Here is a 23,218-nt window from a genome sequence, read left to right as displayed (position 1 = left end):
CAGGGGCTCAGCGGGTGAGCCGGAGGTCGCCTTCCCAGCAGTCGGCGCGGACCCGGTCGCCGTCGGCGAAGCCGACCTCCAGCAGGGTGCGCCCGGTGGCCGGGTCGGCGAACTCGGCGACGGCGGTGACGATGTCACCCAGATGGCGCAGGAAGGGGTGCTCGCCGAGGTCCTCGCCGACCTCGATCCGGCCCCACTCCCCCATGTCGTACGGCTCGTGGGGTTCTGCGCACTCCACGATCAGGCAGCCGTCGGAGCCGGTGCTGATCCGGGTGGACTCGCCCTCGCTGTCGGTCAGCCAGATGTCGAGGGGTGCCTCGGAGCGTTCGCCGTCATAGAGGTGCCAGGACGCGACGATTCTGCGGATCGAGCGTCCCACCAGGCGGGTGGGGTCCGTACCGGCCCCGTGCAGGGGACACCGCATTCAGATGCTGACGCCTACCGTCACCGGCTCGTTGACCAGGGTGACGCCGAAGGCGGCGTGCACGCCGGCGACGACCTCGCGGGCCAGGGCGAGCAGGTCCTCGGTGGTGGCCCCGCCGCGGTTGGTGAGGGCGAGGGTGTGCTTGGTGGAGATCCGGGCGGGGCCGGTGCCGTAGCCCTTGGTGAAGCCGGCCTTGTCGATCAGCCAGGCCGCGCTGGTCTTCGTACGGCCCTGGCCGGCCGGGTAGGCCGGGGGGACGGTCTCGGCGCCGAGCCGCTCCTGGACCCGGGCGAGGAAGTCCGCGTACGCCCGGTCGGTCAGGATCGGGTTGGTGAAGAAGGAGCCGGCGGACCAGGTGTCGTGATCGGCGGGGTCGAGGACCATGCCCTTGCCCGAGCGCAGCCGCAGGACGGTTTCCCGGGCAGTGGCGGCCGGGACCCGGTCGCCGGCCTCGACGCCGAGGGCGCGGGCGGTCTCGGGGTACTTGATCGGCGCGGAGAGGCCGCCGGCGTCCTCCAGGGCGAAGCGGACGCGGAGGACGACGTACCGGTCGGGCTGGTCCTTGAAGGTGCTGTGGCGGTACGAGAAGGCACACTCGGCGTTGGTGAGGGTGACCGTTTCGCCGCGGGTTCGGTCGTAGGCGACGACCTCGGTGATGGTGCTGGAGACTTCCTGGCCGTATGCGCCGACGTTCTGGATCGGGGTGGCGCCTGCGGAGCCGGGGATTCCGGCGAGGCATTCGATGCCCGCGAGTCCGGCGGCCACGGTGCGGGCGACGGCGTCGCTCCAGTTCTCGCCGGCGGCGAGCTCCAGGGTGGTGCCGGTGAGGCCGAAGCCGGTGGTGGCGATGCGCAGGGCGGTGCCGTCGAAGCCCCGGTCGCCGATGACCAGGTTGCTGCCGCCGCCGATGATCAGGAGGGGGGTGCCGCTCTCGTCCGCGGCGCGGACGGCGGCGACGACCTCGTCGTCGGTGGTCGCGGTGACCAGGCGGGTCGCCGGGCCGCCGAGGCGGAAGGTGGTCAGCGGGGCGAGGGGGGCGTCGTGGAGTTCCTGCACGGGGACAAGAGTACGGTCCGTGGCCCCGGCTTCCCGGCTGGGCCACGGACCGTGCTGTCCCGGCAGGCGCCGGGCGTTCAGTGCGAGGGCTTCCGTTCGGCAAGCCTGCGCTCGGCCTCGTCCCAGGTCAGGGGCAGGTCGGAGGCCTTTGCGGACCAGAAGGTGAAGGCGGATTCCCTCATGTACGCGGCAGCCGCGCGGGAGCTGGTGCGGTGCGGCTCGCTGCCGGCGAAGCGGTAGAGGGCGTCGCGGTCCTGCCAGGCGGAGAGGGTCAGGAAGGTGCGGGAGCCGATCCGGGCCCGGAGGGCGACGCCGTGGGCGCCGGGGGCGGTGCGGATCTGCCGGATGATGCCGGGCGACTTGAGGAAGAACTTGATCGCGCCGAACAGGGTCTCGGTCTCGAATCGGGAGGCCATGACGTAGACCTCGGCGTCGGGGGCGGGAGCGGTGGGGGTGATCCACGGGATGTCGGGCATGGTCGTATTCCTTCCTCGTTACGCGGGGATCTTGGCGGTGGTCTCGAGGGCGCTGTCGCCGTCGGCTCCGGGATGGCCGGTGGCGGGGTGGTCGGTGGCGGGGTGGTCGGTGGCGGGGTGGTCGGTGGCGGGGTGGTCGGTGGGCGTGCGGCCGGCGGGGATCAGCAGGGCCAGCAGGGCGGCGACACCGACCGCGGCGGCGCCGATCCACAGGGCGGGGACGGTGCCGTCGCTGAAGGCCTGCGGGGTCTCGTAGCCGCCTGCGGCGGAGAAGACCGAGGCCAGGACCGCGACGCCGAGGGCGCCGCCGACCTCCCGGAGGGCGTTGTTGGCTCCGGAGGCGATGCCCTGCTCGGCGGGGCGGACGGTGGACATCACCACGTTGGCGGCGGGGGCGAAGTACAGCCCCATGCCGATGCCGCTGAGGATCAGGGCGGGGAGCTGGGCGGCGTAGGAGGCATCGGGGGCGATGCTGACTGCGAACCAGGCCAGGCCGGCGGCCTGGAAGGCGAGGCCGGCGGCGACCACCGGCCGGCCGCCGATGCGGTCGGAGAGGATGCCGGCGATCGGGGCGACGACCATGGGCACGGCGGTCCAGGGCAGCAGGCGCAGGCCAGCCTGGGTGGGCGAGTAGCCGAGTACGCCCTGCATGAACTGGCTCAGCAGGAAGATCGAGCCGAACATGCCGAGGTACATCAGCAGGCTGGCGATGTTGATGCCGAAGAAGCCGCGGTTGCGGAAGAGGCGCATGGGGAGCATGGCGCCGGGGTTGCGGAAGCCATGGCGGACGAATGCGGCGACCAGGACGCTGCCGACGATCAGGCCGGTCAGGACGGGGGCGCTGGTCCAGCCGTCGGCGTGCGCGTTGACCAGGCCGTAGACGATGCCGAAGAGGCCCGTGCTGACGAGCAGGGTGCCGGGGATGTCGAGGCGGGCGCCGGGGGCGGTGGATTCGGCGAGGCGCAGGCGGGCGAGCGGGATCAGGGCCAGGCCGATCGGGACGTTGAGCCAGAAGATCCACTGCCAGGAGATGTGCTCGGTGAGGCTGCCGCCGATGAGCGGGCCGCTGGCGACGGCGATGCCGCCGACCGCTCCGTAGATGCCGAGGGCCATACCGCGGCGGGCGGCGGGGACGGCTGCGGTGAGCAGGGTGAGGGTGAGCGGCATCATGATCGCGGCGCCGACGCCCTGGACGGCGCGGGCGGCGATCAACGCGTCGACGCCGGGCGAGAGCGCGGCGGCGGCGGAGGCGCCGGTGAAGATCGCGAGGCCGGCGATGAAGAGCCGGCGGCGGCCGAAGCGGTCCCCGAGGGCGGCGCCGAACATGAGGAGGACGGCGAAGGTGAGGGTGTAGGCGTTCACCGTCCATTCGAGGTCTTCCAGCTTTCCGCCGAGGTCCTCGCGGATGGCGGGGAGGGCGGTGGTGACGACGAGGTTGTCGAGGGCGGCCATGAAGCTGGCAGCGCCGGTGAGGACGAGCGCCCAGATGGCGGGTCCGCGGAGGGTGGCGTCTTGCCGGTCGGTCACGATTCCCCCTGAGGGTGTTAGTTATTACTGACTAACTTTCGTGGGCAGAAGAATGCGCCGCAGGAGCGCATGAGGCGCCTACTCCTCCGGGTCGCCCTTGGTGCGGGCCGAGGTGTAGAAGCCTTCCCAGATCCGGTGTCCGGGCGGAAAGCCCATGGCGGCGAGGGTGTTGATGAGCATCCCGTACGCCATGAAGGTGGTGGTCTCGTTCACATCTGCGCCGAGGGGCAGATGCACGGTGTCCCAGAGTTCCAGCCAGCCGGCCCGGACGAGTTCGCCGAACTCGCGGTCGCCCGCCGCCTCGGCCGCCGCAACGGCCACGTACGTCTGGAGCTGCATCTGGAGCTTGTCGGGATCCTCGGCGATCAGCCGGGTGTAGGCCTCTGCCATGGCGTGCAGGGCCTCCTCGCCGTGCAGCCCTTCGGCGGCCTCGGCGAAGACCCGGCGGGTGTCGGCCAGGCAGCGGGAGGCCGCCGCGACGAAGATCGCCTGCTTGTTGGGGAAGAGCCGGAACAGATAGGGCTGCGAGACACCGACCCGCTTGGCGATCGCCTCGGTGGAGGTGCCGTAGTACCCACCGCGGGCGAACTCGTGCATCGCCGCACGGATCACGCTCTCGCGCCGCTCGTCTGCGCTCATCCTTGCCATGGCAATAAGTTAGTGCTCAATCACTAACTATGTCAAGGGAAAAAGCGGCGCCGCGCGCCGGACGGGAGCCGGGCGGGACGCCGCTTCGGTGGAGAACCGCCGGTCAGGCCAGCTGCACCACGGCCCGGGACATGCCGAGGACCTTCTGGCCGGCGCTCACCGCCGTCAGGTCCACCCGCACCCGGTTGTCCTCCAGCAGCGCCGCGACCTTGGCGCTGACCTCGATCAGCGCACCCTCGTCGTCGTTCGGGACCACGACCGGCTTGGTGAACCGCACCCCGTACTCGACGACCGCGCCCGGGTCGCCCGCCCAGTCGGTGACCACCCGGATCGCCTCGGCCATGGTGAACATGCCGTGTGCGATGACGTCGGGCAGGCCGACCTCCTTGGCGAACTTCTCGTTCCAGTGGATCGGGTTGAAGTCGCCGGAGGCACCCGCGTACTGGACGAGAGTGGCACGCGTCACGGGGAAGGACCGGGCCGGCAGCTCGGTGCCGACCTCAACGTCCGCGAAACGGATCTGTGCGGTCATCTCAGGCCTCCTCGGCGGCGCGGGAGACGAGCTTGGTCCAGGCCGTCACCACGTGCTCGCCGGTCTCGTCGTGAACCTCGCCACGGATGTCGAGGATGTCGTTGCCCGCCAGGGACTTGATCGCCTCGATGGTGGAGGTGACGGAGAGCCGGTCACCGGCGCGCACCGGGCGGGAGTAGGCGAACTTCTGGTCCCCGTGCACCACCCGGCTGTAGTCCAGGCCGAGCTGCGGGTCCGCGATGACCTGGCCCGCCGCCTTGAAGGTGATGGCGAACACAAAGGTCGGCGGGGCGATCACATCGAGGTGGCCGAGCGCCTTGGCGACATCGGGATCCGTGTAGGCGGGATTGGCGTCGCCCACCGATTCGGCGAATTCGCGGATCTTCTCCCGGCCGACCTCGTACGGATCGGTGGGCGGGTAGGTCCGCCCCACGAAGGACTGGTCGAGCGCCATGGCTCACTACCTCCTGTTGAGAACGACACAAGGAACGACACGAGGAACGACACGAGGGCGGCACATTCGGAAACGACACGAGGCCGTCCCCCGGAAGGGGACGACCTCATGACGGTGCCTGTATTCGAGACTTCGCCAGTGACTAGCGGGTCTCGCGGTGCGCGGTGTGCGAGTTGCAGCGCGGGCAGTGCTTCTTCATCTCAAGACGGTCCGGGTTGTTGCGCCGGTTCTTCTTGGTGATGTAGTTCCGCTCCTTGCACTCCACGCAGGCCAGCGTGATCTTCGGGCGGACGTCGGTGGCAGCCACGTGAGTGCTCCTTGGACGGACTAATGGACGGATGAACGCATAAAAGAGTAGCCGATCGGGAGACCGACCCCGCAATCGGCTACTGTGTGTAGCGGCGACCGGACTTGAACCGGTGACACAGCGATTATGAGCCGCTTGCTCTACCGACTGAGCTACGCCGCTTTGATGTGATCGCTTCCCCACCCGTAGGTGGGGAACCTCTCTCACCAGAGCCCCAATGCGGAATCGAACCGCAGACCTTCTCCTTACCATGGAGACGCTCTACCGACTGAGCTATTGGGGCGAGCAGGGAAGACATTACACGGCCTCCCGCCGATCGCCCAAATCCTTTGCCGGAGGGACCCCTCACACAGGTTTCGCCGCAGGTCCGGGGTGCCCCGAGGGGCGCCTGGGGCGGGCGTGGCGCCAAGGCGCGACACCGGTACGACTATTCGGCTCTTCCGCGAAGCGGGCAGGTCGGCGCCCTAGGCTCTGAGCACGCTGCGTGATCTTGGGTCGTGCCTCGGCGCCGGCCCAGGAACCGCCCGAGCCACCGCAGGAGCGCGATGCCCGACAGCCACGCACACGGACACGGTGCCGCGCACGGATCCGCCGCCGAAGCGACCACCCTGCTGCTCGCCGGAGCCCGCCTCACCGACGGCCGGACGGTGGACGTCCGGCTCAGCGCCGGCCGCATCCAGGCCGTCGGCACCGCGGGCAGCCTGCCCGGCCCCGGGCCGTCCCGGGTCGATCTGAGTGGCTATCTACTGCTGCCCGCCCCTGCGGAACCCCATGCCCACGGGGACACCGCACTCACCGCCGGCACCGAAGGCCCCGTGCCGTACACCGCCGACGAGGTACAACGCCGGTCCACCGAGGCGGCCCTGCTCCAGCTCGGCCACGGCGCCACCGCCGTCCGCTCCCACGTCCGGATCGACGACGTCCACGGACTGGCGCCGATGGAGGCGGTCCTCCAGGCCCGCCGCTCGCTGCGCGGCCTCACCGACCTGACGGCCGTGGCGGTCCCCCGGCTGCTGACCGGAACGGCCGGGGCGAACGGGCTGGCCATGCTCCGGGACGCCGTGAAGATGGGCGCCGCGGTGGTCGGCGGCTGCCCCGATCTGGACCCGGACCCGACCGGGTTCATCGAAGCCGTACTGGAACTGGCGGCCGAGCACGGCTGCCCGGTGGACCTGCACACCGACGGGGACGACCCGGCCCGGCTGGCCCGCCTCGCAGCCATGGCGGCCGGCCTGCGCCCCGGGGTCACCATCGGCCCCTGCGGCGGCCTCTCCCGCCTCCCCCTCGACGTGGCGACCCGGACCGCCGAGCGGCTGGCCGCCGCCGGCGTACGGGTCACCTGTCTGCCGCAGGGCGACTGCGCGGCCCTGGAACGCCGGAGCCTGCGCACCGCCCCGGTCCGGCTGCTGCGCGCCGCCGGAGTACGCGTCGCGGCGGGCAGCGGGGCCCTGCGCGACGCGGGGAACCCGGTGGGCCGCGGTGACCCGCTGGAAGCGGCGTACCTGCTCGCCTCCCAGGGCGGGCTGCGGCCCGCCGAGGCGTACGACACGGTCAGCGCGGCGGCCCGGTCGGCGATGGCCCTGCCCGAGATCCGGGTGGAGGCGGGCTTCCCGGCCGAGCTCCTGGCCGTACGCGGGGACGGGATCGCCGGGGTGCTGTCCCTGGCCTACAGCCGGATCGTGATCCACCGGGGCCGGGTCGTGGCCCGCACCAGCGCCGTCCGGGAGTACTGCGACTCGGCGGTGGCGGTGGCCCTGGACCTCCCCCGCCAGGGCCGTATGGAGCCAGGGCCCTGAGCGTGCGCGGGCGCGCACGGGCGGCTCGTCGTACCGTCGGGACATGCGCATCGTCATCGCGGGTGGACACGGTCAGATCGCGCTGCGGCTGGAGCGGCTGCTTGCCGCGCGCGGGTACGAGGTCGCAGGCATCATCCGCGACCCGGAGCAGGGCGACGACCTGCGGGAGGCCGGCGCCGAACCGGTGCTGTGCGACCTGGAGTCCGCCTCCGTGGAGCATGTCGCCGGCATCCTGCAGGGCGCGGAGACGGCCGTGTTCGCGGCGGGCGCGGGTCCGGGCAGCGGGGTGGCACGCAAGGACACGGTGGACCGGGGCGCGGCCGTGCTGTTCACGGACGCGGCCGAACGGGCCCGGGTGCGGCGGTTCCTGATGGTCTCTTCGATGGGTGCCGACTCCCACCACCCCGGTGACGAGGTCTTCGACTTCTACCTGCGCGCGAAGGGTGAGGCGGACGACCACCTCCGCACCCGGCTCGGCCTGGAGTGGACGGTGCTGCGCCCGGGTTCCCTGACGGACGAGCCGGGCACCGGCCGGATCCGCCTCGAGGCACACACCGGTCCGGGCCCGGTCTCGCGCGATGACGTCGCCGCGGTCCTGGCCGAACTCATCGACACCCCGGCCACGGCCGGCCTGACCCTGGAACTGGTCGAGGGCACCACTCCGGTGGAGGTCGCGGTGAAGGACGTGGCCGGCAACTGACCGGCGCCGCCGGTCAGAAGTCGACGGTGACCGGGTCGTCGGACCGGCCGACGGAGTCCTGCCGGAACTCGTCCTGGTAGGCCCGCCGGATCCGCTCGATGCGGGTGTCCCGCTCGTCGGCCGCCTTCTCCGGGTACAGCAGGATCAGCTCGTAGGAGGTCTCGCGGACGATCCGGCCGTCGGCGCCCCGCCACTGTCCGTACCCGTCCTGCAGGGTGAGCCCCTCCGGGAAGCCCGGGGTGACCTCCCGGTCGAGGAACCGCATGAACTCGGCCCTCCCGATCTCTCCTCCGGCGGCCCGCTGGGTCCCGAAGTACAGCCGGGTCTCCACGTAGGGCTCGCCGCTGCCGGTGTGCAGCGCGGCCCCGACCAGAGCCGGCACCCCGGCGGCCAACAGGGCCCCCAGCACCCCGCCGCTCACTTTGCCTCGCGTCTCAGAAGTCCATTTCACGCGTGGACAACGACGGTGCGCCGCGGACGATACGAGTGATATGCGAGAAGACCCCCGTGCGCTGCACGGGGGTCTTCTCATCGCGTGGCGGCGCCAGGATTCGAACCTGGGTAGGCTAAGCCGACGGATTTACAGTCCGCTCCCATTGGCCACTCGGGCACACCGCCATGGGATGCCGCCGGGGAGTCCGCTTTTCGGCGGTGCTCTCTGGCAACGACGTAAACGATACCCGATGTCGGAGGATGCTTCGCCACTGGATTGATCAGCACGTGTGGCGGGCGCGGTGGCTAGGCTTTGCGGTGCGGAGCGGGGATGTCCGGTCCGCGTCCCCCGAGCACATCGCAGCCGACTTCAAGGAGCCACAGCACATGGCCGACTCCAGTTTCGACATCGTCTCGAAGGTCGAGCGGCAGGAGGTCGACAACGCCCTCAACCAGGCCGCCAAGGAGCTCTCGCAGCGCTACGACTTCAAGGGCACCGGCGCCACCATCGCCTGGTCCGGCGAGAAGATCCTGATGGAGGCGAACTCCGAGGAGCGCGTCAAGGCCGTCCTCGACGTCTTCGAGACCAAGCTGGTCAAGCGCGGGATCTCGCTGAAGGCGCTGGACGCCGGCGAGCCCCAGCTGTCCGGCAAGGAGTACAAGATCTTCGCCTCGATCGAGGAGGGCATCTCCCAGGAGAACGCCAAGAAGGTCGCGAAGATCATCCGCGACGAGGGCCCCAAGGGCGTCAAGGCGCAGGTCCAGGGCGACGAGCTCCGGGTCAGCTCCAAGAGCCGGGACGACCTGCAGGCCGTGCAGGCGCTTCTCAAGGGCAAGGACCTGGACTTCGCGATCCAGTTTGTGAACTACCGCTGATCAGGGTCTCTGACCTGCACAAACGCTCATAGGCAAGCCTGACAGGGCACAACGGGGGCACAACGCCGAGGACCGCCTCGACGACTGCCCGCGTTGTGCCCTTGTCATGCGGGCCGACGGCACCCGTGGCACCGGGAAAAAACCCCGGGCACGCCGCCGGGCGGTTGGTTAGGATCATGAACAAGGCGGGGTCGTAGCACAGAGGTAGTGCGCCTACACAGCATGGAGGAGGACGCCGGTTCGAATCCGGCCGCCCCGCCCCTTCATCACTTTCTCTGCGCCGGTCGGCGCTCGCCCGGTCGTGTGCGGGGCGCGTGCGCCGCGCGCTCCCTCTGGGCCCCCTGTGGTCACTTATGCGTGGACTGGTGGAACCACCACGCTGGGTGACGACCATCACCGTGTGGACAGGGGGTTCTCGTATGTCAGGGGCCGGCACATTCCGCGAGGACTTCGGGGCGTCCGTTGTCGTTGCGCTGGTCGCATTGCCGCTCTGTGTGGGAGTGGCCGTGGCCTCCGGGGTACCGGCCGAGCTGGGAATCGTCACCGGAATCGTGGGCGGCCTGGTGACCGGGTGGTTCCGCGGGAGCGCCTTGCAGGTCAGCGGGCCGGCGGCCGGGTTGACCGTGCTCGTGTACGAGGCCGTGCGGGCGTATGGCCCGGCCGCGCTCGGGGTGCTGGTGCTGACCGCCGGAGTGGTGCAGCTGGCCTTGGGGGTGCTGGGGCTGGGGCGCTGGTTCCGGGCGATCTCGGTGGCCGTGGTGCACGGCATGCTGGCGGGAATCGGGCTCGTGCTGATCGCCGGGCAGCTGTACGCCCTGGGGGACGTGGCGGCCCCGGGCGGAACCCTGGAGAAGGTCGCCGGGCTGGGCCGGCTCCTCGGGCAGGCCGACTGGGCCGCGGCCGCCCTCGGTGCCGGGACCGTGTCCGTGATGGTCGGCTGGCGCCGGATGCCCGCGCGGGTGCGGATCGTCCCCGGGGCGCTGGTCGGGGTGGCTGCTGCCGCAGTCGTGGCCTGGTGGCTGCACCTGCCGGTCGACCGGGTCGAGGTGGCGGGCGTGCTCGCCGCCGTGGCGCCGCCGGCCGCGGCGGACTTCGCGGTGCTGGCCTCGGCCGGCGCGGTGGGCACCGTGGTCGCCCTCGCTCTGATCGCGTCCGCCGAGACACTGTTCAGTGCTGCCGCCGTGGACCGGATGCACGACGGGCCGCGAACGGACTACGACCGGGAGCTGATCGGCCAGGGGGTGGGCAATGCCCTGTGCGGACTGCTGGGCGCCCTGCCGATGACTGCCGTGATCGTGCGCAGCGCAACCAATGTGGAGGCCGGGGCGCGGACCCGGGCCGCCCGGATCCTGCACGGCGGCTGGCTGCTGGTGTTCGCCGTGTGCGTACCCGGGCTGTTGGGAGTGGTGCCGCTGGCGGCCTTGGCCGGGGTGCTGCTGTATGCCGGTTGGAAGCTGCTGCCGGGCCGGGCGGTCGTCGGGCTCTGGCAGACGCACCGGGGCGAGGCCGTGGTGCTGGTGGTGACGGCCGGGGCGATCGTGGCCACGAACCTCTTCGAGGGGGTGCTGGTCGGGCTGGGCCTGGCCGTGACCAAGGCGGCCTGGGACACCTCGAATGTGCACATCGAGCAGGCATGGGAGGGAGAGGTGCTCCGGGTGCGGGTAGCCGGGAACGCCAGTTTTCTCCGGCTGCCGAAGCTGCTCGATGCGCTCGATGCCCTGCCCGCCGACCGGCCGGTGCGGATCGACCTGAGCGGGCTGCGCCATTTCGACCACGCCTGTCTGACCGCTCTCGACGGCTGGGAGCGGCGGCGGGCGTCCGCCGTGCCCGGCCGGGAGGGCGCCATCGAGCCCGGCTAGAGGGCCCGCTCCCCGGTCGTGGCGTGGTGGTCCGGCCTCCTGTGGAGTGCCGGCCTCCTATGCGATCGCGAATGCGCCCGTCCGGATGCGCCGGACGCTGGAAGCACACGATTCAGGTGTCAAGGACCGGGCCGTGGCGGCACTCGGGCCGGCCGGCTGGCCATCGCTACACGCGGGATCTGAATTCCGACCAGAGCCTCAGCTCCAGGTCGAATTCCTCCCCCGCCGCCGAGTCCTCGCAGTACCAGGCGGTCCCGTCGATCCAGCCGCGCAGCCAGTCCGCCAGGCCGGGGGTGTCCACATACCAGGCGAGGTCCGGATCGCCCGGGTTCGGCTCGAACAGCAGCACCTGTGCGGTCTCAGACCGGCAGTCCACACATGCGTACAGTCCGCAGCCGAAGTCGGCGATGGGCAGGACGCCTTCGGGCCAGCGCCAGGCCGAGGTGCGCATCGCCGCATACGCATCCGCGGCCTGGCCGAGTGTCAGCAGACCGCCCTCCGGCCCGAATCCACCGTCCGCGATCCGGGTGTAGAGCCCGGCGAGCAGCGGGGGCAGGTCGAAGCCGAGTATGCCTTCGATGCGCCGCAGGCCCGCTGGGGGCAGGGGCGCCGGAAGGGGCTTTCGCTGCCCCTTCAGGGAGTTGCGCGCATGAGCGGCGACTTGCTCCAGCAACTGCTCGGTCTCGTTCATGGCTTCATGGTGAACCACCCCACTGACACCCCGCTCAGCCTGTGGATAACCCAGGCGAGCCCCTCCCTGTCACCGAGTGGCGAACGGGGCGTCGGTGCGTACGATTTCGCGGCCCAGCGGGAGCAGCGAGATCGGGATCATCTTGAAGTTCGCGATGCCGAAGGGGATGCCGATGATCGTGATGCAGAGGGCGATGCCCGTCACGATGTGGCCGAGGGCCAGCCACCAGCCGGCCAGCAGCAGCCAGAGGACATTGCCGACGCAGGACGGGGCGCCCGCGTCATGGCGTTCGACCGTCGTATAGCCGAAAGGCCAGAGGGCGTACACGGCGATCCGGAACGAGGCGATGCCGAAGGGGATGCCGATGATGGTGATGCAGAGGATCACACCGGCCAGGCAGTACCCCAGGAACAGCCAGAATCCGCTGAGTACGAGCCATATGACGTTCAGGATGGTCTTCACTGGCCTCGACCTGCCATCTGCTCGAGCCGGGCGATTCGCTCGGCCATGGGCGGGTGGGTGGAAAACATCCTGGACAGGCCCTGGCCCGGCCGGAACGGGTTCGCGATCATCATGTGGCTGGCGGTTTCCAGCCGGGGCTCGGGCGGCAGCGGAAGCTGCTTGGTTCCGGCGTCGAGCTTGCGCAGGGCGCTGGCCAGGGCCAGCGGGTCACCGGTGAGCTGGGCTCCGGAGGCGTCCGCCTCGTACTCCCGGGAGCGGCTGATGGCCAGCTGGATCACGGATGCGGCCAGCGGGCCCAGGATCATGATCAGCAGCATGCCGAGCAGGCCGGGGCCCTCGTCGTCGTTGGACCGGCCGATCGGGATCAGCCAGGCGAAGTTCACCAGGAACATGATCACGGAGGCCAGGGCTCCGGCGACCGAGGAGATCAGGATGTCGCGGTTGTAGACGTGGCTCAGCTCGTGCCCGATGACTCCGCGGAGCTCCCGCTCGTCGAGGATGCGGAGGATCCCCTCCGTGCAGCAGACGGCGGCGTTGCGCGGGTTGCGGCCGGTCGCGAAGGCGTTCGGCGCCTCGGTCGGTGAGATGTAGAGCCGGGGCATCGGCTGGCGCGCCGAGGTGGAGAGCTCGCGGACCATCCGGTAGAGCTCGGGCGCCTCGAATTCGCTGACCGGGCGGGCACGCATCGCGCGTAGAGCCAGCTTGTCGCTGTTCCAGTACGCATACGCGTTGGTGCCCAGGGCGACGAACACGGCCACGATCAGGCCGGTGCGCCCGAAGAAACTTCCGATGACGATGATGAGTGCGGACAGACCGCCGAGGAGTACGGCGGTCTTCAGCCCGTTGTGCCGGCGGTGCACGGTACGCCCTCCAGGTGGTGCGGCAGGGGAGCCCCGTCTTGGGTGTGCGGGGCTACGGTCCAGTGGACCCTCCCTGCCTGGTCAACGCCAGGCGAGGGCGCCGGGTTCCCGGTCCTGCCTTGCCGCCCGCGGCGCGCGTTGGTCCGTACGGGTGAGCGCGCCCGTCGGCGCTACTGCGGGAAGAGGCTGGTCGCCGCGAAGCGGAGGACCAGCTGGGGGGCACCGGAGACGATCACGGACACCACGGCGGTGACGGCAATGGCCGCGGTGACCGGGAACGGCACCTTGGCGCGGCGGGGGGTGCCCTCGGCAGCTCCGGCGGCGGCTGCGGCGGCGGCCGGTTCGGCCTCCGGGACGGGGGCGCGGAAGAGCAGCGCCGTCCACTGGAGGTAGTAGTAGAGGGCGATGACCACGTTGACCGCCATGACCACGGCCAGCCAGCCCAGGCCCGCGTCCACCGCGGACTGGAAGACGGTGACCTTGGCGAAGAGGCCGATGATGCCCGGCGGCAGGCCGGCCAGGCAGAGCAGGAAGAAGGCCAACGCGAGGGCGGCGAGCGGACGCTCCGCGTACAGGCCGCGGTAGTCCGCGATCCGGTTCAGCGGCTTGGTACGGGCGACCAGTGCGGCCACCGCGAAGGCGCCGAGGTTCACCGCCGCGTACATGAGGGCGTAGGAGACGGTGGAGCCGATCTGGTCGCGCTCGGAGTACGCAGCCGCGGCGATCGGGACCAGGAGGTACCCGGCTTGGCCGACGGAGGACCAGGCGAGCAGCCGGACGGCGCTGTGGGGGCGGTCCGGGTCCTGGCGCAGGGCGGCGGCGTTGCCCAGCGTCATGGTGAGCGCGGCGAGGACGGCCAGGGCCGGGCCCCAGATGTCGGAGTACGCCGGGAAGGCGATCACGGTGACCAGGATCAGGCCGGTGAAGCCGACCGCCTTGCCGATCACCGAGAGGTAGCCGGCGATGGGCAGCGGGGCGCCCACATAGGTGTCCGGGACCCAGAAGTGGAAGGGGACCGCGGCGGTCTTGAAGGCGAAGCCGACGAGGGTGAGGGCGACACCGGCCATGGCGAGGGTGTCGAGCTGCCCGGGGACGTCCTCGAGCCGGTCGGCGACCTGGGTGAGGTGCAGGGTGCCGGTGGCGGCGTAGACGAAGCTGATGCCGAGCAGGGAAACGGCCGTCGCGGTGACCGAGGACAGGAAGAACTTGAGGGCCGCCTCGGAGGACATCCGGTCGCCGCGGCGCAGGCCGACGAGGGCGAAGGCGGGCAGCGAGGCCACTTCGAGGGCGACGATCAGCGTGGCGAAGTCGCGGGAGGCGGGAAGCAGGGCGGCACCGGCGGCGGAGGACAGCAGCAGGAACCAGTACTCACCGGCCGGGAGCCGGGTCTCACGGATCGAGGTGACCGACAGCAGGGCGGTGACCAGGGCACCCGCGAGCACCAGGAACTGGATGACGAGGGTGAACCGGTCGGCGGTGTAGCTGCAGGCCTCGCCGGTGGCGAGGGCGGTGTCGGTGAGGCAGAAGGTGGAGCGGTCCTCGCCGCGCAGCGGCAGCAGCAGGACGGTGGAGGCGGCCAGGCCGGCCACGGAGAACCAGCCGAGCGCGGCCTTCTTCCCGTCCGGCAGGAACAGGTCGGCGACCAGCACCAGCAGGGCGACCGCGGCGGGGACGACCACCGGCGCGATGGCGAGCCAGTCGACGGTCTGGACGAGACTGACGGTGTCGGGGGCGGCGAGGGCCGTCATGCGTTGCCTCCTGCGAGGAGCTTCTGGACGGCCGGGTTGGTGAGGCCGAGGAGGACGGCGGGCCACAGGCCGGCGAGAACGGTGAGGGCGACGAGCGGGGTCCAGGCGGCGAACTCGTAGTGCTGGACGTCGGCCACGACCGCCGGGGCGGCCTTGGGAAGCGTCTGCGGATCGCCCATGCACACCCTGCGTACGACGATCAGAAGATATGCGGCGGTGAGCAGGGTGCCGAACGCGCCGATCGCCATGAAGGTGAGGAAGGCGGGCCGGGACAGGCCCTCGGCCGGGTCGAACGCGCCGAACAGGGCGAGCATCTCGCCCCAGAACCCGGCCAGGCCGGGCAGGCCGAGGGAGGCGACGGCGGCGAAGGCGAGCAGGGCGCCGAAGCGGGGGGCGCGGCCGTAGAGGGCGGCGCCGGTGGCTCCGGCGAGGGTGTCGAGATCGGTGCTGCCGTAGCGGTCCTTGAGGGCGCCGACCAGGAAGAAGAGGAGGCCGGTGATCAGGCCGTGGGCGATGTTCGCGAACAGGGCGCCGTTGACCCCGGTGGGGGACATGGTGGCGATGCCGAGGAGCACGAAGCCCATATGGCCGACGGAGGAGTACGCGATGAGCCGCTTGAGGTCGCCGTTGGCGCCCTTGCGGGCGAGGGCGAGGCAGGCCAGCGAACCGTAGACGATGCCGACCACGGCGAAGGCGGCCAGGTAGGGCGCGAAGGTCTGCATGCCGTCGGGGGTGGCGGGCAGCAGGATGCGCACGAACCCGTAGGTGCCCATCTTCAGCAGGACACCGGCCAGCAGGACGGATCCGACGGTGGGGGCGGCGGTGTGGGCGTCGGGAAGCCAGCTGTGCAGCGGCCACATCGGGGTCTTCACGGCGAGGCCGATCCCGATGGCGAGCACCGCCAGCAGCTGGGTGGTGTGGGACAGTTCGCGGCCGTTGTCAGTGGCCAGTGTCACCATGTCGAAAGTGCCGCTGTCGATCCCGATCAGCAGCAGTCCGAGCAGCATGACCACGGATCCGAGCAGCGTGTAGAGGATGAACTTCCAGGCGGCGGCCTGCCGCTGGTCACCGCCCCAGCGGGCGATGAGGAAGTACATCGGGATGAGCACCATCTCGAAGGCGAGGAAGAAGAGCAGCAGATCGAGGACCGCGAAGGTCGCGAGCGTGCCGGACTCCAGGACCAGGAGCAGCGCGACGAAGGCCTTCGGGGAGGGGCCCGCGGGAAGCTTGAAGTAGCTGTAGAGCGCGCAGAGGAAGAACAGCAGCGCGGTCATCAGGAGGAGGGGGAGCGAGATGCCGTCGACACCGAGGTGGATCCGGACGTCCAGCGCCGGGATCCAGCTGATGTCCGTCGTCGCCTGGAAGCGGGACGGGTTGTCGTGGTCGAAGCCCAGGGTGAGGGCGACCGCCGCGGCCAGGATGACACCGGTCACGGTGACGCCGTGGCGGAGCACCGCCTGTTCGGGGCTGCGGCCCTTGAGGCCGGGCGGGGGCGGCAGCAGGGCCGCGACCGAGCCGAGGAGCGGCGCGGCCACGATGAACGCCAGAAGGAACTGCATCACGGATGGGCTGATATCAATCACGGCTGACTCACGGCTCACGATCCGGCGTTGACGTTGGCAAGGACGGCGGTGGCGATCGCCAGGACCACGGCACCGGCGAGCAGGGCGCTCAGGTAGCTCTGCACGTTGCCGGTCTGGGCGCGGCGCACGAGGGTGCCGAGCAGCCCGGGTCCGGTGCCGGCGCCGCGGACGTACGTGTCGACGACTGCGCGGTCCAGGAAGCGGACCAGGCCGGCGGCGGCGCGTACGGGGCGTACGAACAGCGCGTCGTAGACGGCGTCGAGGTGGAAGCCGACGTGGGCGTGCGGGTACAGCGGGCCGAGGAGCGCCTTGCCGGGGTCGGCGGCGGGGCGGGCCGGGACGACGGGGTGGTCGTGGGTGACCTCGTCCACCTCGGGGGCGCCGGCGGCGGACTCGGCGGCATCGGCGACCCCTGTCGTGGTCGGCGCCTGGCCGGCGGTGGTGACGGAGATGCGGTGCCAGAGGGCGTAGGTGAGCATTCCGCCGATGACCGCCGCGCCCGTGCCCAGCACCGAGGTGGCCAGGGTCGGGGTCAGTTCCGCGCCGTCGAACCAGTCGGCGAGGGGGCCGGCGGCGAGGCCGAAGCCGACCGTCGGAACCGCCAGCAGCCACAGCACTCCGGTCATGGCGAACGGCTCCTTGCCGTGGTCCGGGGCGGCGACGCCCCGGCCCCGGAAGGCCATCAGCCAGAGCCGGGTGGCGTAGGCGGCGGTGAGCAGGGCGGTCAGCACACCGGAGACGAGCACCAGCCAGCCGGCTGCGCCCGGGGCGAACTCGGAGTGTCCGGTGGCGGTCTGCTCGGCGGCGACCAGGACGGCTTCCTTGGAGAAGAAACCGGCGAAGGGCGGGATCGCGGCGAGCGCGAGCAGCGCGATCGACATGGTCCAGAAGGCGTCCGGGATGCGCTTGGCCAGGCCGTCCATCCGGGCCATGGCGGCCAGGGAGTTGGTCCCGGCGGCGTGGATGATCACGCCGGCGCCGAGGAAGAGGAGTGCCTTGAAGAAGCCGTGGGACAGGAGGTGGAACACGGCGGCCGAACGGTCGCCGACGGCCAGCGCGCCGATCATGTAGCCGAGCTGACCGACCGTGGAGTAGGCGAGCACCCGCTTGATGTCGTCCTGCGCGAGGGCGGCGAGCCCGGAGCCGACCATGGTCACGGCCGCCATCACGGCCATCACCACAAGCGCGGCCTGGGAGGCCCCGAAGACCGGAAGGAGACGGGCGATGAAGTAGACACCGGCGGCGACCATGGTCGCGGCGTGGATCAGAGCGGAGACCGGGGTCGGGCCCGCCATGGCGTCCGGAAGCCAGGTGTGCAGCGGGAACTGCGCGGACTTGCCCGCGACTCCGGCCAGCAGCAGCAGCGCGATCAGCGTCGGGTGGTCGAGTCCGCCGTTCTTGACGGTCTCGAGGATCTCGGTGATCTGGAAGGAGTTGGCGTCGGTGGCGAGCGCGAACAGACCGATCAGGAACGGGACGTCGCCGAGCTTGGTGACGAGGAAGGCCTTGAGGGAGGCGGAGCGGGCCGCCTCGGTCTCCCAGTAGTGGCCCACCAGGAAGTACGAGCAGATGCCCATGATCTCCCAGCCGACCAGCAGCACCATCAGGTCGCCGGAGTAGACGACGAGCAGCATGGCGGAGGTGAACAGTGAGACCAGAGCGGCGTACGACGGGTAGCGCGGGTCCTCGCGCAGGTAGGCCGTCGAGTAGAGCTGTACGCAGGTGGCGACCACACCGACCAGCACGGCCACGAGGACGGCGAAGCCGTCCAGGTAGAGGGCGAGCTCGATCGGCACCGAGCCGGTCGGGGTCAGTTCCGTCGCGGCCTCGATCGGCTCGCCGCCGCCCTGGCGGACGGCGACGAGGACGGCCAGTACGGCCGCGGCCAGGGTGGGCAGCACGGCCAGCGGCCGGACGAATCCGGGGGCCGTGCGGCCGAACAGCAGTCCGGCCACCGCTCCCAGGAAGGGAAGGAGGGGGACGAGAACGGCGAGGGTCGTGGTGGTCACGCGGCGACCTCGTGGGGAGCGGACTCGGCGGTCGGTGCGGGCGGCTCGTTGCCCTCGGCGGTGTCGCGCAGCCGGTCGACGTCGGACGTGCCCCGGTTGCGGTACACCATCAGCACGATGGCCAGACCGATGCCGATCTCGGCGGCGGCGATGGCGATCACGAAGAGGGTGAGGGCCTGGCCGGCGTGCAGGGTGTCGCGCAGCCAGACGTCGAAGGCCACCAGGTTGAGGTTGACGGCGTTGAGCATCAGCTCGACGGACATCAGCACCAGGATGGCGTTGCGGCGGGCGAGCACTCCGTACAGGCCCGTGCAGAAGAGGAGCACCGCGAGCACGGCGGGGTAGGCGAGATGCATCAGCGCTTCCCCTTCGCGCCGGCTTCGTCGTTTCCGTTCTTGCGGGACAGCACGATGGCTCCGATCAGCGCGGCCAGCAGAAGGACGGAGAGCGCCTCGAAGGGCAGCACCCAGTGCTGGAAGAGGTACTCGCCGGACACCTTGGTGGAGCCCTGGGCCGGCCCGTCGAGGTTGATCCAGGTGGTGCGGAAGGCGTCGACCACGACCCAGACCAGGGCGCCGGCCGAGACGACGGCGACGGCCAGGGCCACCCAGCGGTTGCCGGAGTCGGCGTCCGGGGAGCGGCCGATGGGGGCCTTGGTGAGCATCAGGCCGAAGAGGAGGAGGACGACCACGGAACCGAGGTAGATCAGCACCTGGACCCAGGCGATGAACTCGGCGGTGAGCAGCAGGTACTCGACGGCGATTCCGCCCAGCGTCACCACCAGCCAGAGCGCGGCGTGCACCAGCTGCCGGGTGGTGACGGTGACGAGTGCTGCGCCGAGGGTGGCGATGCCGACAAGGAGGAAGGCGATCTCGACGCCGGTCGGTGACATGAAGCCGTTGCCCTGGGCTGCGGCGGCCAGGGAGGCGGTGGCGGTGTGCATCAGGCGGCACCTCCGGCCGGAGCGTCAGGCCCGGCGGGGTCGGCGGACTCGGGCTCGGCGGGGCCGGCCTCGGCGGCGGCCCGGGCGGCGGCCTCGGCTTCCGCTGCGGCGCGGGCCTCGGCCTCCGCCTTGTCCACCGCCTTGCGGGCGGCGGCGAGTTCCTTGGGTTCCTCGGCGCCCGGGTCGAGGGAGGGCGGGGCCGGGACGGTCCACATCCACTCGCGGAGCTTGTCCCGCTCGTGGGTGAGTTCGTGGATGTCCGTCTCCGCGTACTCGAACTCCGGCGACCAGAACAGTGCGTCGAAGGGGCAGACCTCGATGCAGATACCGCAGTACATGCAGAGGGAGAAGTCGATGGCGAAACGGTCGAGGACGTTCCGGCTGCGCTCGCGCCCGCCGGGAGTGGCGGCCGGGATCGTCTCCTTGTGGGAGTCGATGTAGATGCACCAGTCGGGGCACTCGCGGGCGCACAGCATGCAGACCGTGCAGTTCTCCTCGAACAGGCCGATGACCCCGCGGGTGCGGGGCGGGAGTTCGGGCTGCACCTCGGGGTACTGGGCGGTGTGCGAGCGCTTCGTCATCGTGCGCAGGGTGACGGCGAGGCCCTTGGCCAGGCCGGATCCGGGAATGGGCATCAGTTCATCGCCACCTTCACGATGCCGGTGAGCGCGATCTGGGCGAGCGCGAGCGGGATGAGTACGGTCCAGGCGAGCTTCTGCAGCTGGTCCTCGCGCAGACGCGGGTAGCTGACGCGCAGCCAGATCACGAGGAAGGCGAGGACCGCGGTCTTGAGCAGGGTCCACACCCAGCCGAGGCCGTCGGCACCCCAGGGACCCTGCCAGCCGCCGAGGAAGAGGACGGTGGTGAGGCCGCAGAGGACGACGATGCCGGCGTACTCGGCGAGCAGGAAGAGGGCGAAGCGGAGGCCGGTGTACTCGGTGTAGGCACCGAAGATGATCTCGGAGTCGGCGACGGGCATGTCGAACGGGGGCCGCTGCAGCTCGGCGAGACCGGCGGTGAAGAAGACCAGGGCGCCGGTGATCTGCCAGGGCAGCCACCACCACTCGAAGGCCTCGACGATCCCGGGGAGGGAGACGGTGCCGGCGGCCATGGCGACCGAGGCCGCGGCGAGGAGCATGGGGAGCTCGTAGGCGAGCAGCTGGGCGGCCGTCCGGAGACCGCCGAGCAGCGAGAACTTGTTGGCGGAGGCCCAGCCCGCCATCAGGCTGCCGAGCACTCCGACGCCCATCACTGCGAGTACGAAGAACACGCCGGCGTCGATGACCTGCCCGACGGCGCCCTCGCCGGGGCCGATCGGGATGGCGACGAGCACCAGGAGGTACGGGAGCAGGGCGACGGCGGGGGCCAGCTGGAAGATGCGCCGGTCGGCGTTGGCCGGGACGACATCCTCCTTCTGCGCGAACTTGACCCCGTCGGCGACGAGCTGGGCCCAGCCGTGGAAGCCGCCGGCGTACATGGGGCCGAGGCGGCCCTGCATGTGTGCCATCACCTTGTGCTCGGTCTGCCCGATGACCAGGGGCAGCACGAGGAAGACGGCGAAGACGACGATCAGTCGCAGGGCGACGTCGAGGACGTCGTTCACGCGTCGCCTCCGGTGTCGGGTCGGGTGTCGGGTCGGGTGTCGCCGGGCGTCTCGGGGTCCGGGGTGGTTGCGGCCTCGGGGGCGGCTTCCGGAGCCTCGGATTCCGGTTTGCCTGCGGGACGGGCGTCGGGCTTGGCTGCGGCCGGTTCCTCGAAGGCGGGCTTCGGGTTGTGCCAGGGCGCGTCCGCGCTGCGGGGGGCGGGGCGGCGCCGCGGCTCCGCCGCCGCGGCCCCACCGGCCTCGGCCGCCTCGGCCGATTCCGGCGTCGCCTGGGCCTCCGGGGTCGCCGGGGCTTCCGGGGTCGCCGGAGTGGCCTGGCTGGTGGAGCCGTCCGAGGCCGAGCGGGTACGGCGGGGCGGGCGAGCCGGGGTTTCCGACGCGCCCGGGGTCGCCGGGGCCTCCGGGACCGCCGGGGTGGCCTGGCTGGCGGAGCCGTCCGAGGCCGAGCGGGTACGGCGCGGCGGGCGGGCCGGGGTTTCGGGAGCGCCCGGGGTCGCCGGGGCCTCTGGAGTGGCCTGGGTGGCGGAGCCCTCCGTCACCGAGCGGGTGCGGCGGACCGGGGCGCCCTCGCGCGGGGCGCGGGCCGGCGGCCCCTCGCCGGCGGCCCGGGGCGTGCGCGCAGCACGGGCCGGCCGGGCCGGGGCAGGGGGAAGCTGCCCCTTGAGGGGGCCCCACTCGTTCGGGTCGGGAACGCCCGGGGGCAGCATCGTGCGGCGCTTGGGACCGCCGGACTCGGCGCCCTCGCCCGGCTCCTTGGCGCCCGGCCAGGCCTTGGCGACCCGGGCCGCCAGGATGAAGTCCTTGCGGAGCGGGTGTCCTTCGAAGTTCTCCGGCAGCAACAGCGGTGCGAGGTTGGGGTGGCCGGTGAAGACCACGCCGAACATCTCGTGGGTCTCCCGCTCGTGCCAGGAGGCCCCCGCGTACACGTCGATGGCCGAGGGGAGGGAGGGTGCAGCATGCGGAACGGTCGTACGCAGCAGCAGCCGGCGCACCTTTCCGCCCTCCAGTGCGACCACGTGCGCGCAGACCCGGAAGCCGGTGCCCGGCTCGTCCACCGCGCTCAGCCAGTCGAAGTAGGTGCAGCCCAGCTTGTCCCGGGCGATCTCCAGCGCCTGGATCCAGGAGCCGACGGGGACGTCCACCGTCAGCACCTCGTAGGAGAGGTCCGCGACCGCTTCCGCGCCGAAGATCTCGGGTGCCGCGTCGGGCAGGGAGTCGTACGGGGACTCGTGCAGCGTCATGCCGGATCCTCCGCACGGGCGGGGGGCGTGACCAGTCCGCTGGTCAGCTGGGAGACCGAGGGGGTCGGCGCATTCGAGTAGCGCGCCGCGAGCGACTCGCGGGCGATCTTCTCCTGAAGCTTGAGAATGCCCTGCAGGAGGGCTTCGGGGCGCGGCGGGCAGCCCGGCACGTAGACATCAACCGGAATGATCTGGTCCACACCCTTGGTGACGGAGTACGAGTCCCAGTACGGGCCGCCGCAGTTGGAGCAGGCGCCGAAGGAGATGACGTACTTGGGCTCCGGCATCTGCTCGTACAGACGCTTGACCGCCGGGGCCATCTTGTCCGTGACCGTGCCCGATACGATCATCAGGTCGGCCTGGCGCGGTCCGGGCGCGAAGGGGATCACACCCAGCCGGATGAAGTCGTGCCGGGCCATCGACGCGGCGATGAACTCGATGGCACAGCAGGCCAGGCCGAAGTTGAAGACCCACAGGCTGTAGCGGCGGCCCCAGTTCAGGACCACCTTCATCGGCTCCGGGGCGAGGCGGGAGAGGACTCCCAGGCGCTTGGGCTCCGGGAGCAGCTGGGGCTCCGGTGTCACGTCCATTCGAGGACGCCCTTCTTGTACGCGTAGAGCAGGCCGACGGCGAGGAAGCCCAGGAAGATGAACATCTCGATCAGGGTGGTGGCGCCGTACTGCGGGTCTGCGAACACCGTCGCCCACGGGAACAGGAAGATCGAGTCGACGGCGAAGATGACGTAGAGGAACGCGTAGACGTAGTAGCGGACCTGGGTGTGTGCCCAGCCCTCGCCCACCGGGTCGACACCGCATTCGTACGTCAGCAGCTTCTCGGGGGTCGGCACGGCGGGACGCAGCAGCCGCCCCGCGCCGAAGGCCACGGCCACGAAGAGCACGCCGAGCGCCGCGAGCAGACCGACGACCGAATAGCTTCGGAAGTAGTCCGCCGCGAGCACGGTTACGGTCGATACCGTTGGGTCGGGCACGTC

General features: G+C 71.1%; 26 protein-coding genes and 4 tRNA genes. 5 read left to right on the top strand and 25 right to left on the bottom strand.

Annotated elements, in window-relative coordinates; translation table 11 throughout:
* Nucleotides 1–7: 7 nt before the first annotated feature.
* From DEJ50_RS19275 to DEJ50_RS19230, 10 genes are all read right to left on the bottom strand, one after another.
* The gene (locus tag DEJ50_RS19275) at nucleotides 8–379 is read right to left on the bottom strand and encodes a hypothetical protein (RefSeq protein WP_223837824.1); all 372 of its coding nucleotides are present in this window, start codon (nucleotides 377–379) and stop codon (nucleotides 8–10) included.
* Nucleotides 380–424: 45 nt separating this feature from the next.
* Nucleotides 425–1,480, bottom strand: a complete 1,056-nt coding sequence (locus DEJ50_RS19270) for a UDP-N-acetylmuramate dehydrogenase (protein ID WP_150209216.1) — start codon at nucleotides 1,478–1,480, stop codon at nucleotides 425–427.
* A 77-nt stretch (nucleotides 1,481–1,557) separates the two neighbouring features.
* Nucleotides 1,558–1,956, bottom strand: a complete 399-nt coding sequence (locus DEJ50_RS19265; RefSeq protein ID WP_150209215.1) for a DUF3291 domain-containing protein — start codon at nucleotides 1,954–1,956, stop codon at nucleotides 1,558–1,560.
* A gap of 18 nt (nucleotides 1,957–1,974) precedes the next feature.
* Complete coding sequence (locus DEJ50_RS19260; protein WP_411757684.1) at nucleotides 1,975–3,408, bottom strand: MFS transporter; 1,434 nt, start codon at nucleotides 3,406–3,408, stop codon at nucleotides 1,975–1,977.
* A gap of 153 nt (nucleotides 3,409–3,561) precedes the next feature.
* Entirely contained in the window at nucleotides 3,562–4,131 is a 570-nt protein-coding gene (locus DEJ50_RS19255; protein ID WP_150209213.1) for a TetR/AcrR family transcriptional regulator, read from the bottom strand.
* Between the two features lie 103 nt (nucleotides 4,132–4,234).
* Nucleotides 4,235–4,663, bottom strand: a complete 429-nt coding sequence (locus tag DEJ50_RS19250) for a MaoC family dehydratase (protein WP_150209212.1) — start codon at nucleotides 4,661–4,663, stop codon at nucleotides 4,235–4,237.
* Nucleotide 4,664: 1 nt separating this feature from the next.
* A complete protein-coding gene (locus tag DEJ50_RS19245) occupies nucleotides 4,665–5,117 on the bottom strand; it encodes a MaoC family dehydratase N-terminal domain-containing protein (protein WP_150209211.1) in 453 nt (150 codons plus the stop codon).
* 142 nt (nucleotides 5,118–5,259) lie between these two features.
* On the bottom strand, nucleotides 5,260–5,424 hold the full coding sequence (gene rpmG / locus DEJ50_RS19240) for a 50S ribosomal protein L33 (protein ID WP_003956487.1): 165 nt from the start codon (nucleotides 5,422–5,424) through the stop codon (nucleotides 5,260–5,262).
* Nucleotides 5,425–5,513: 89 nt separating this feature from the next.
* Nucleotides 5,514–5,586 (bottom strand) — tRNA-Met (locus DEJ50_RS19235).
* A gap of 48 nt (nucleotides 5,587–5,634) precedes the next feature.
* Nucleotides 5,635–5,707, bottom strand: a tRNA-Thr gene (locus DEJ50_RS19230).
* Between the two features lie 262 nt (nucleotides 5,708–5,969).
* On the opposite strand from DEJ50_RS19230, the gene DEJ50_RS19225 reads away from it, so the two are divergent.
* Both DEJ50_RS19225 and DEJ50_RS19220 read left to right on the top strand, forming a co-directional pair.
* On the top strand, nucleotides 5,970–7,220 hold the full coding sequence (locus DEJ50_RS19225; RefSeq protein ID WP_150209209.1) for an amidohydrolase family protein: 1,251 nt from the start codon (nucleotides 5,970–5,972) through the stop codon (nucleotides 7,218–7,220).
* Between the two features lie 43 nt (nucleotides 7,221–7,263).
* The gene (locus DEJ50_RS19220; protein ID WP_150209208.1) at nucleotides 7,264–7,920 is read left to right on the top strand and encodes an SDR family oxidoreductase; all 657 of its coding nucleotides are present in this window, start codon (nucleotides 7,264–7,266) and stop codon (nucleotides 7,918–7,920) included.
* Between the two features lie 13 nt (nucleotides 7,921–7,933).
* Here the strand turns inward: DEJ50_RS19220 and DEJ50_RS19215 are convergent, their stop codons facing one another.
* Together DEJ50_RS19215 and DEJ50_RS19210 are read right to left on the bottom strand one after the other, a co-directional pair.
* Nucleotides 7,934–8,341, bottom strand: a complete 408-nt coding sequence (locus tag DEJ50_RS19215) for a DUF3574 domain-containing protein (protein ID WP_223837823.1) — start codon at nucleotides 8,339–8,341, stop codon at nucleotides 7,934–7,936.
* Between the two features lie 115 nt (nucleotides 8,342–8,456).
* Nucleotides 8,457–8,538 (bottom strand) — tRNA-Tyr (locus DEJ50_RS19210).
* Nucleotides 8,539–8,739: 201 nt separating this feature from the next.
* Here DEJ50_RS19210 and DEJ50_RS19205 point away from each other — a divergent pair.
* From DEJ50_RS19205 to DEJ50_RS19195, 3 genes are all read left to right on the top strand, one after another.
* Nucleotides 8,740–9,228 (top strand): YajQ family cyclic di-GMP-binding protein, encoded by a 489-nt coding sequence (locus tag DEJ50_RS19205; RefSeq protein ID WP_150209206.1) that lies wholly within the window; start codon nucleotides 8,740–8,742, stop codon nucleotides 9,226–9,228.
* 185 nt (nucleotides 9,229–9,413) lie between these two features.
* Nucleotides 9,414–9,488: transfer RNA gene (locus tag DEJ50_RS19200), tRNA-Ala, on the top strand.
* A gap of 159 nt (nucleotides 9,489–9,647) precedes the next feature.
* Nucleotides 9,648–11,087: a SulP family inorganic anion transporter gene (locus DEJ50_RS19195; RefSeq protein WP_150209205.1), complete on the top strand. Its 1,440-nt coding sequence runs from the start codon at nucleotides 9,648–9,650 to the stop codon at nucleotides 11,085–11,087.
* 166 nt (nucleotides 11,088–11,253) lie between these two features.
* On the opposite strand, the gene DEJ50_RS19190 is transcribed toward DEJ50_RS19195, so the two are convergent.
* The 13 genes from DEJ50_RS19190 to DEJ50_RS19130 form a co-directional block, all read right to left on the bottom strand.
* Nucleotides 11,254–11,778 carry an SMI1/KNR4 family protein gene (locus DEJ50_RS19190; RefSeq protein WP_150209204.1) on the bottom strand — a complete coding sequence of 175 codons (525 nt, stop codon included), beginning with the start codon at nucleotides 11,776–11,778 and terminating at the stop codon, nucleotides 11,254–11,256.
* 69 nt (nucleotides 11,779–11,847) lie between these two features.
* Nucleotides 11,848–12,240, bottom strand: coding sequence for a YccF domain-containing protein (locus DEJ50_RS19185; protein ID WP_150209203.1), 393 nt, complete (start codon nucleotides 12,238–12,240; stop codon nucleotides 11,848–11,850).
* On the bottom strand, nucleotides 12,237–13,100 hold the full coding sequence (gene htpX / locus DEJ50_RS19180; protein ID WP_150209202.1) for a zinc metalloprotease HtpX: 864 nt from the start codon (nucleotides 13,098–13,100) through the stop codon (nucleotides 12,237–12,239). The genes DEJ50_RS19185 and htpX overlap by 4 nt, the downstream gene beginning before the upstream one ends.
* Before the next feature lie 170 nt (nucleotides 13,101–13,270).
* Nucleotides 13,271–14,848: an NADH-quinone oxidoreductase subunit N gene (locus tag DEJ50_RS19175; RefSeq protein WP_150209201.1), complete on the bottom strand. Its 1,578-nt coding sequence runs from the start codon at nucleotides 14,846–14,848 to the stop codon at nucleotides 13,271–13,273.
* A complete protein-coding gene (locus tag DEJ50_RS19170; RefSeq protein ID WP_150212224.1) occupies nucleotides 14,845–16,407 on the bottom strand; it encodes an NADH-quinone oxidoreductase subunit M in 1,563 nt (520 codons plus the stop codon). The genes DEJ50_RS19175 and DEJ50_RS19170 overlap by 4 nt, the downstream gene beginning before the upstream one ends.
* 38 nt (nucleotides 16,408–16,445) lie before the next feature.
* The gene (locus tag DEJ50_RS19165) at nucleotides 16,446–18,440 is read right to left on the bottom strand and encodes an NADH-quinone oxidoreductase subunit L (protein WP_150209200.1); all 1,995 of its coding nucleotides are present in this window, start codon (nucleotides 18,438–18,440) and stop codon (nucleotides 16,446–16,448) included.
* On the bottom strand, nucleotides 18,437–18,796 hold the full coding sequence (nuoK, locus tag DEJ50_RS19160) for an NADH-quinone oxidoreductase subunit NuoK (protein ID WP_150209199.1): 360 nt from the start codon (nucleotides 18,794–18,796) through the stop codon (nucleotides 18,437–18,439). The genes DEJ50_RS19165 and nuoK overlap by 4 nt, the downstream gene beginning before the upstream one ends.
* The gene (locus tag DEJ50_RS19155; RefSeq protein ID WP_150209198.1) at nucleotides 18,796–19,383 is read right to left on the bottom strand and encodes an NADH-quinone oxidoreductase subunit J; all 588 of its coding nucleotides are present in this window, start codon (nucleotides 19,381–19,383) and stop codon (nucleotides 18,796–18,798) included. The genes nuoK and DEJ50_RS19155 overlap by 1 nt, the downstream gene beginning before the upstream one ends.
* Nucleotides 19,383–20,021: a NuoI/complex I 23 kDa subunit family protein gene (locus DEJ50_RS19150; protein WP_150212223.1), complete on the bottom strand. Its 639-nt coding sequence runs from the start codon at nucleotides 20,019–20,021 to the stop codon at nucleotides 19,383–19,385. The genes DEJ50_RS19155 and DEJ50_RS19150 overlap by 1 nt, the downstream gene beginning before the upstream one ends.
* Complete coding sequence (locus DEJ50_RS19145; RefSeq protein WP_150209197.1) at nucleotides 20,018–20,986, bottom strand: complex I subunit 1/NuoH family protein; 969 nt, start codon at nucleotides 20,984–20,986, stop codon at nucleotides 20,018–20,020. Before DEJ50_RS19145 ends, DEJ50_RS19150 begins: the two co-directional genes overlap by 4 nt.
* The gene (locus tag DEJ50_RS19140; RefSeq protein WP_150209196.1) at nucleotides 20,983–22,227 is read right to left on the bottom strand and encodes an NADH-quinone oxidoreductase subunit C; all 1,245 of its coding nucleotides are present in this window, start codon (nucleotides 22,225–22,227) and stop codon (nucleotides 20,983–20,985) included. The genes DEJ50_RS19145 and DEJ50_RS19140 overlap by 4 nt, the downstream gene beginning before the upstream one ends.
* A complete protein-coding gene (locus tag DEJ50_RS19135) occupies nucleotides 22,224–22,817 on the bottom strand; it encodes an NADH-quinone oxidoreductase subunit B (protein WP_150209195.1) in 594 nt (197 codons plus the stop codon). Before DEJ50_RS19135 ends, DEJ50_RS19140 begins: the two co-directional genes overlap by 4 nt.
* Nucleotides 22,808–23,215 (bottom strand): NADH-quinone oxidoreductase subunit A, encoded by a 408-nt coding sequence (locus tag DEJ50_RS19130; protein ID WP_150209194.1) that lies wholly within the window; start codon nucleotides 23,213–23,215, stop codon nucleotides 22,808–22,810. Before DEJ50_RS19130 ends, DEJ50_RS19135 begins: the two co-directional genes overlap by 10 nt.
* Nucleotides 23,216–23,218 lie beyond the last annotated feature (3 nt).

It is taken from the genome of Streptomyces venezuelae (assembly GCF_008642295.1).
GTDB lineage: Bacteria > Actinomycetota > Actinomycetes > Streptomycetales > Streptomycetaceae > Streptomyces > Streptomyces venezuelae_C.
Note: the sequence above shows the minus strand (reverse complement) of the source record. Positions and strands in the feature narration are given on the sequence as shown.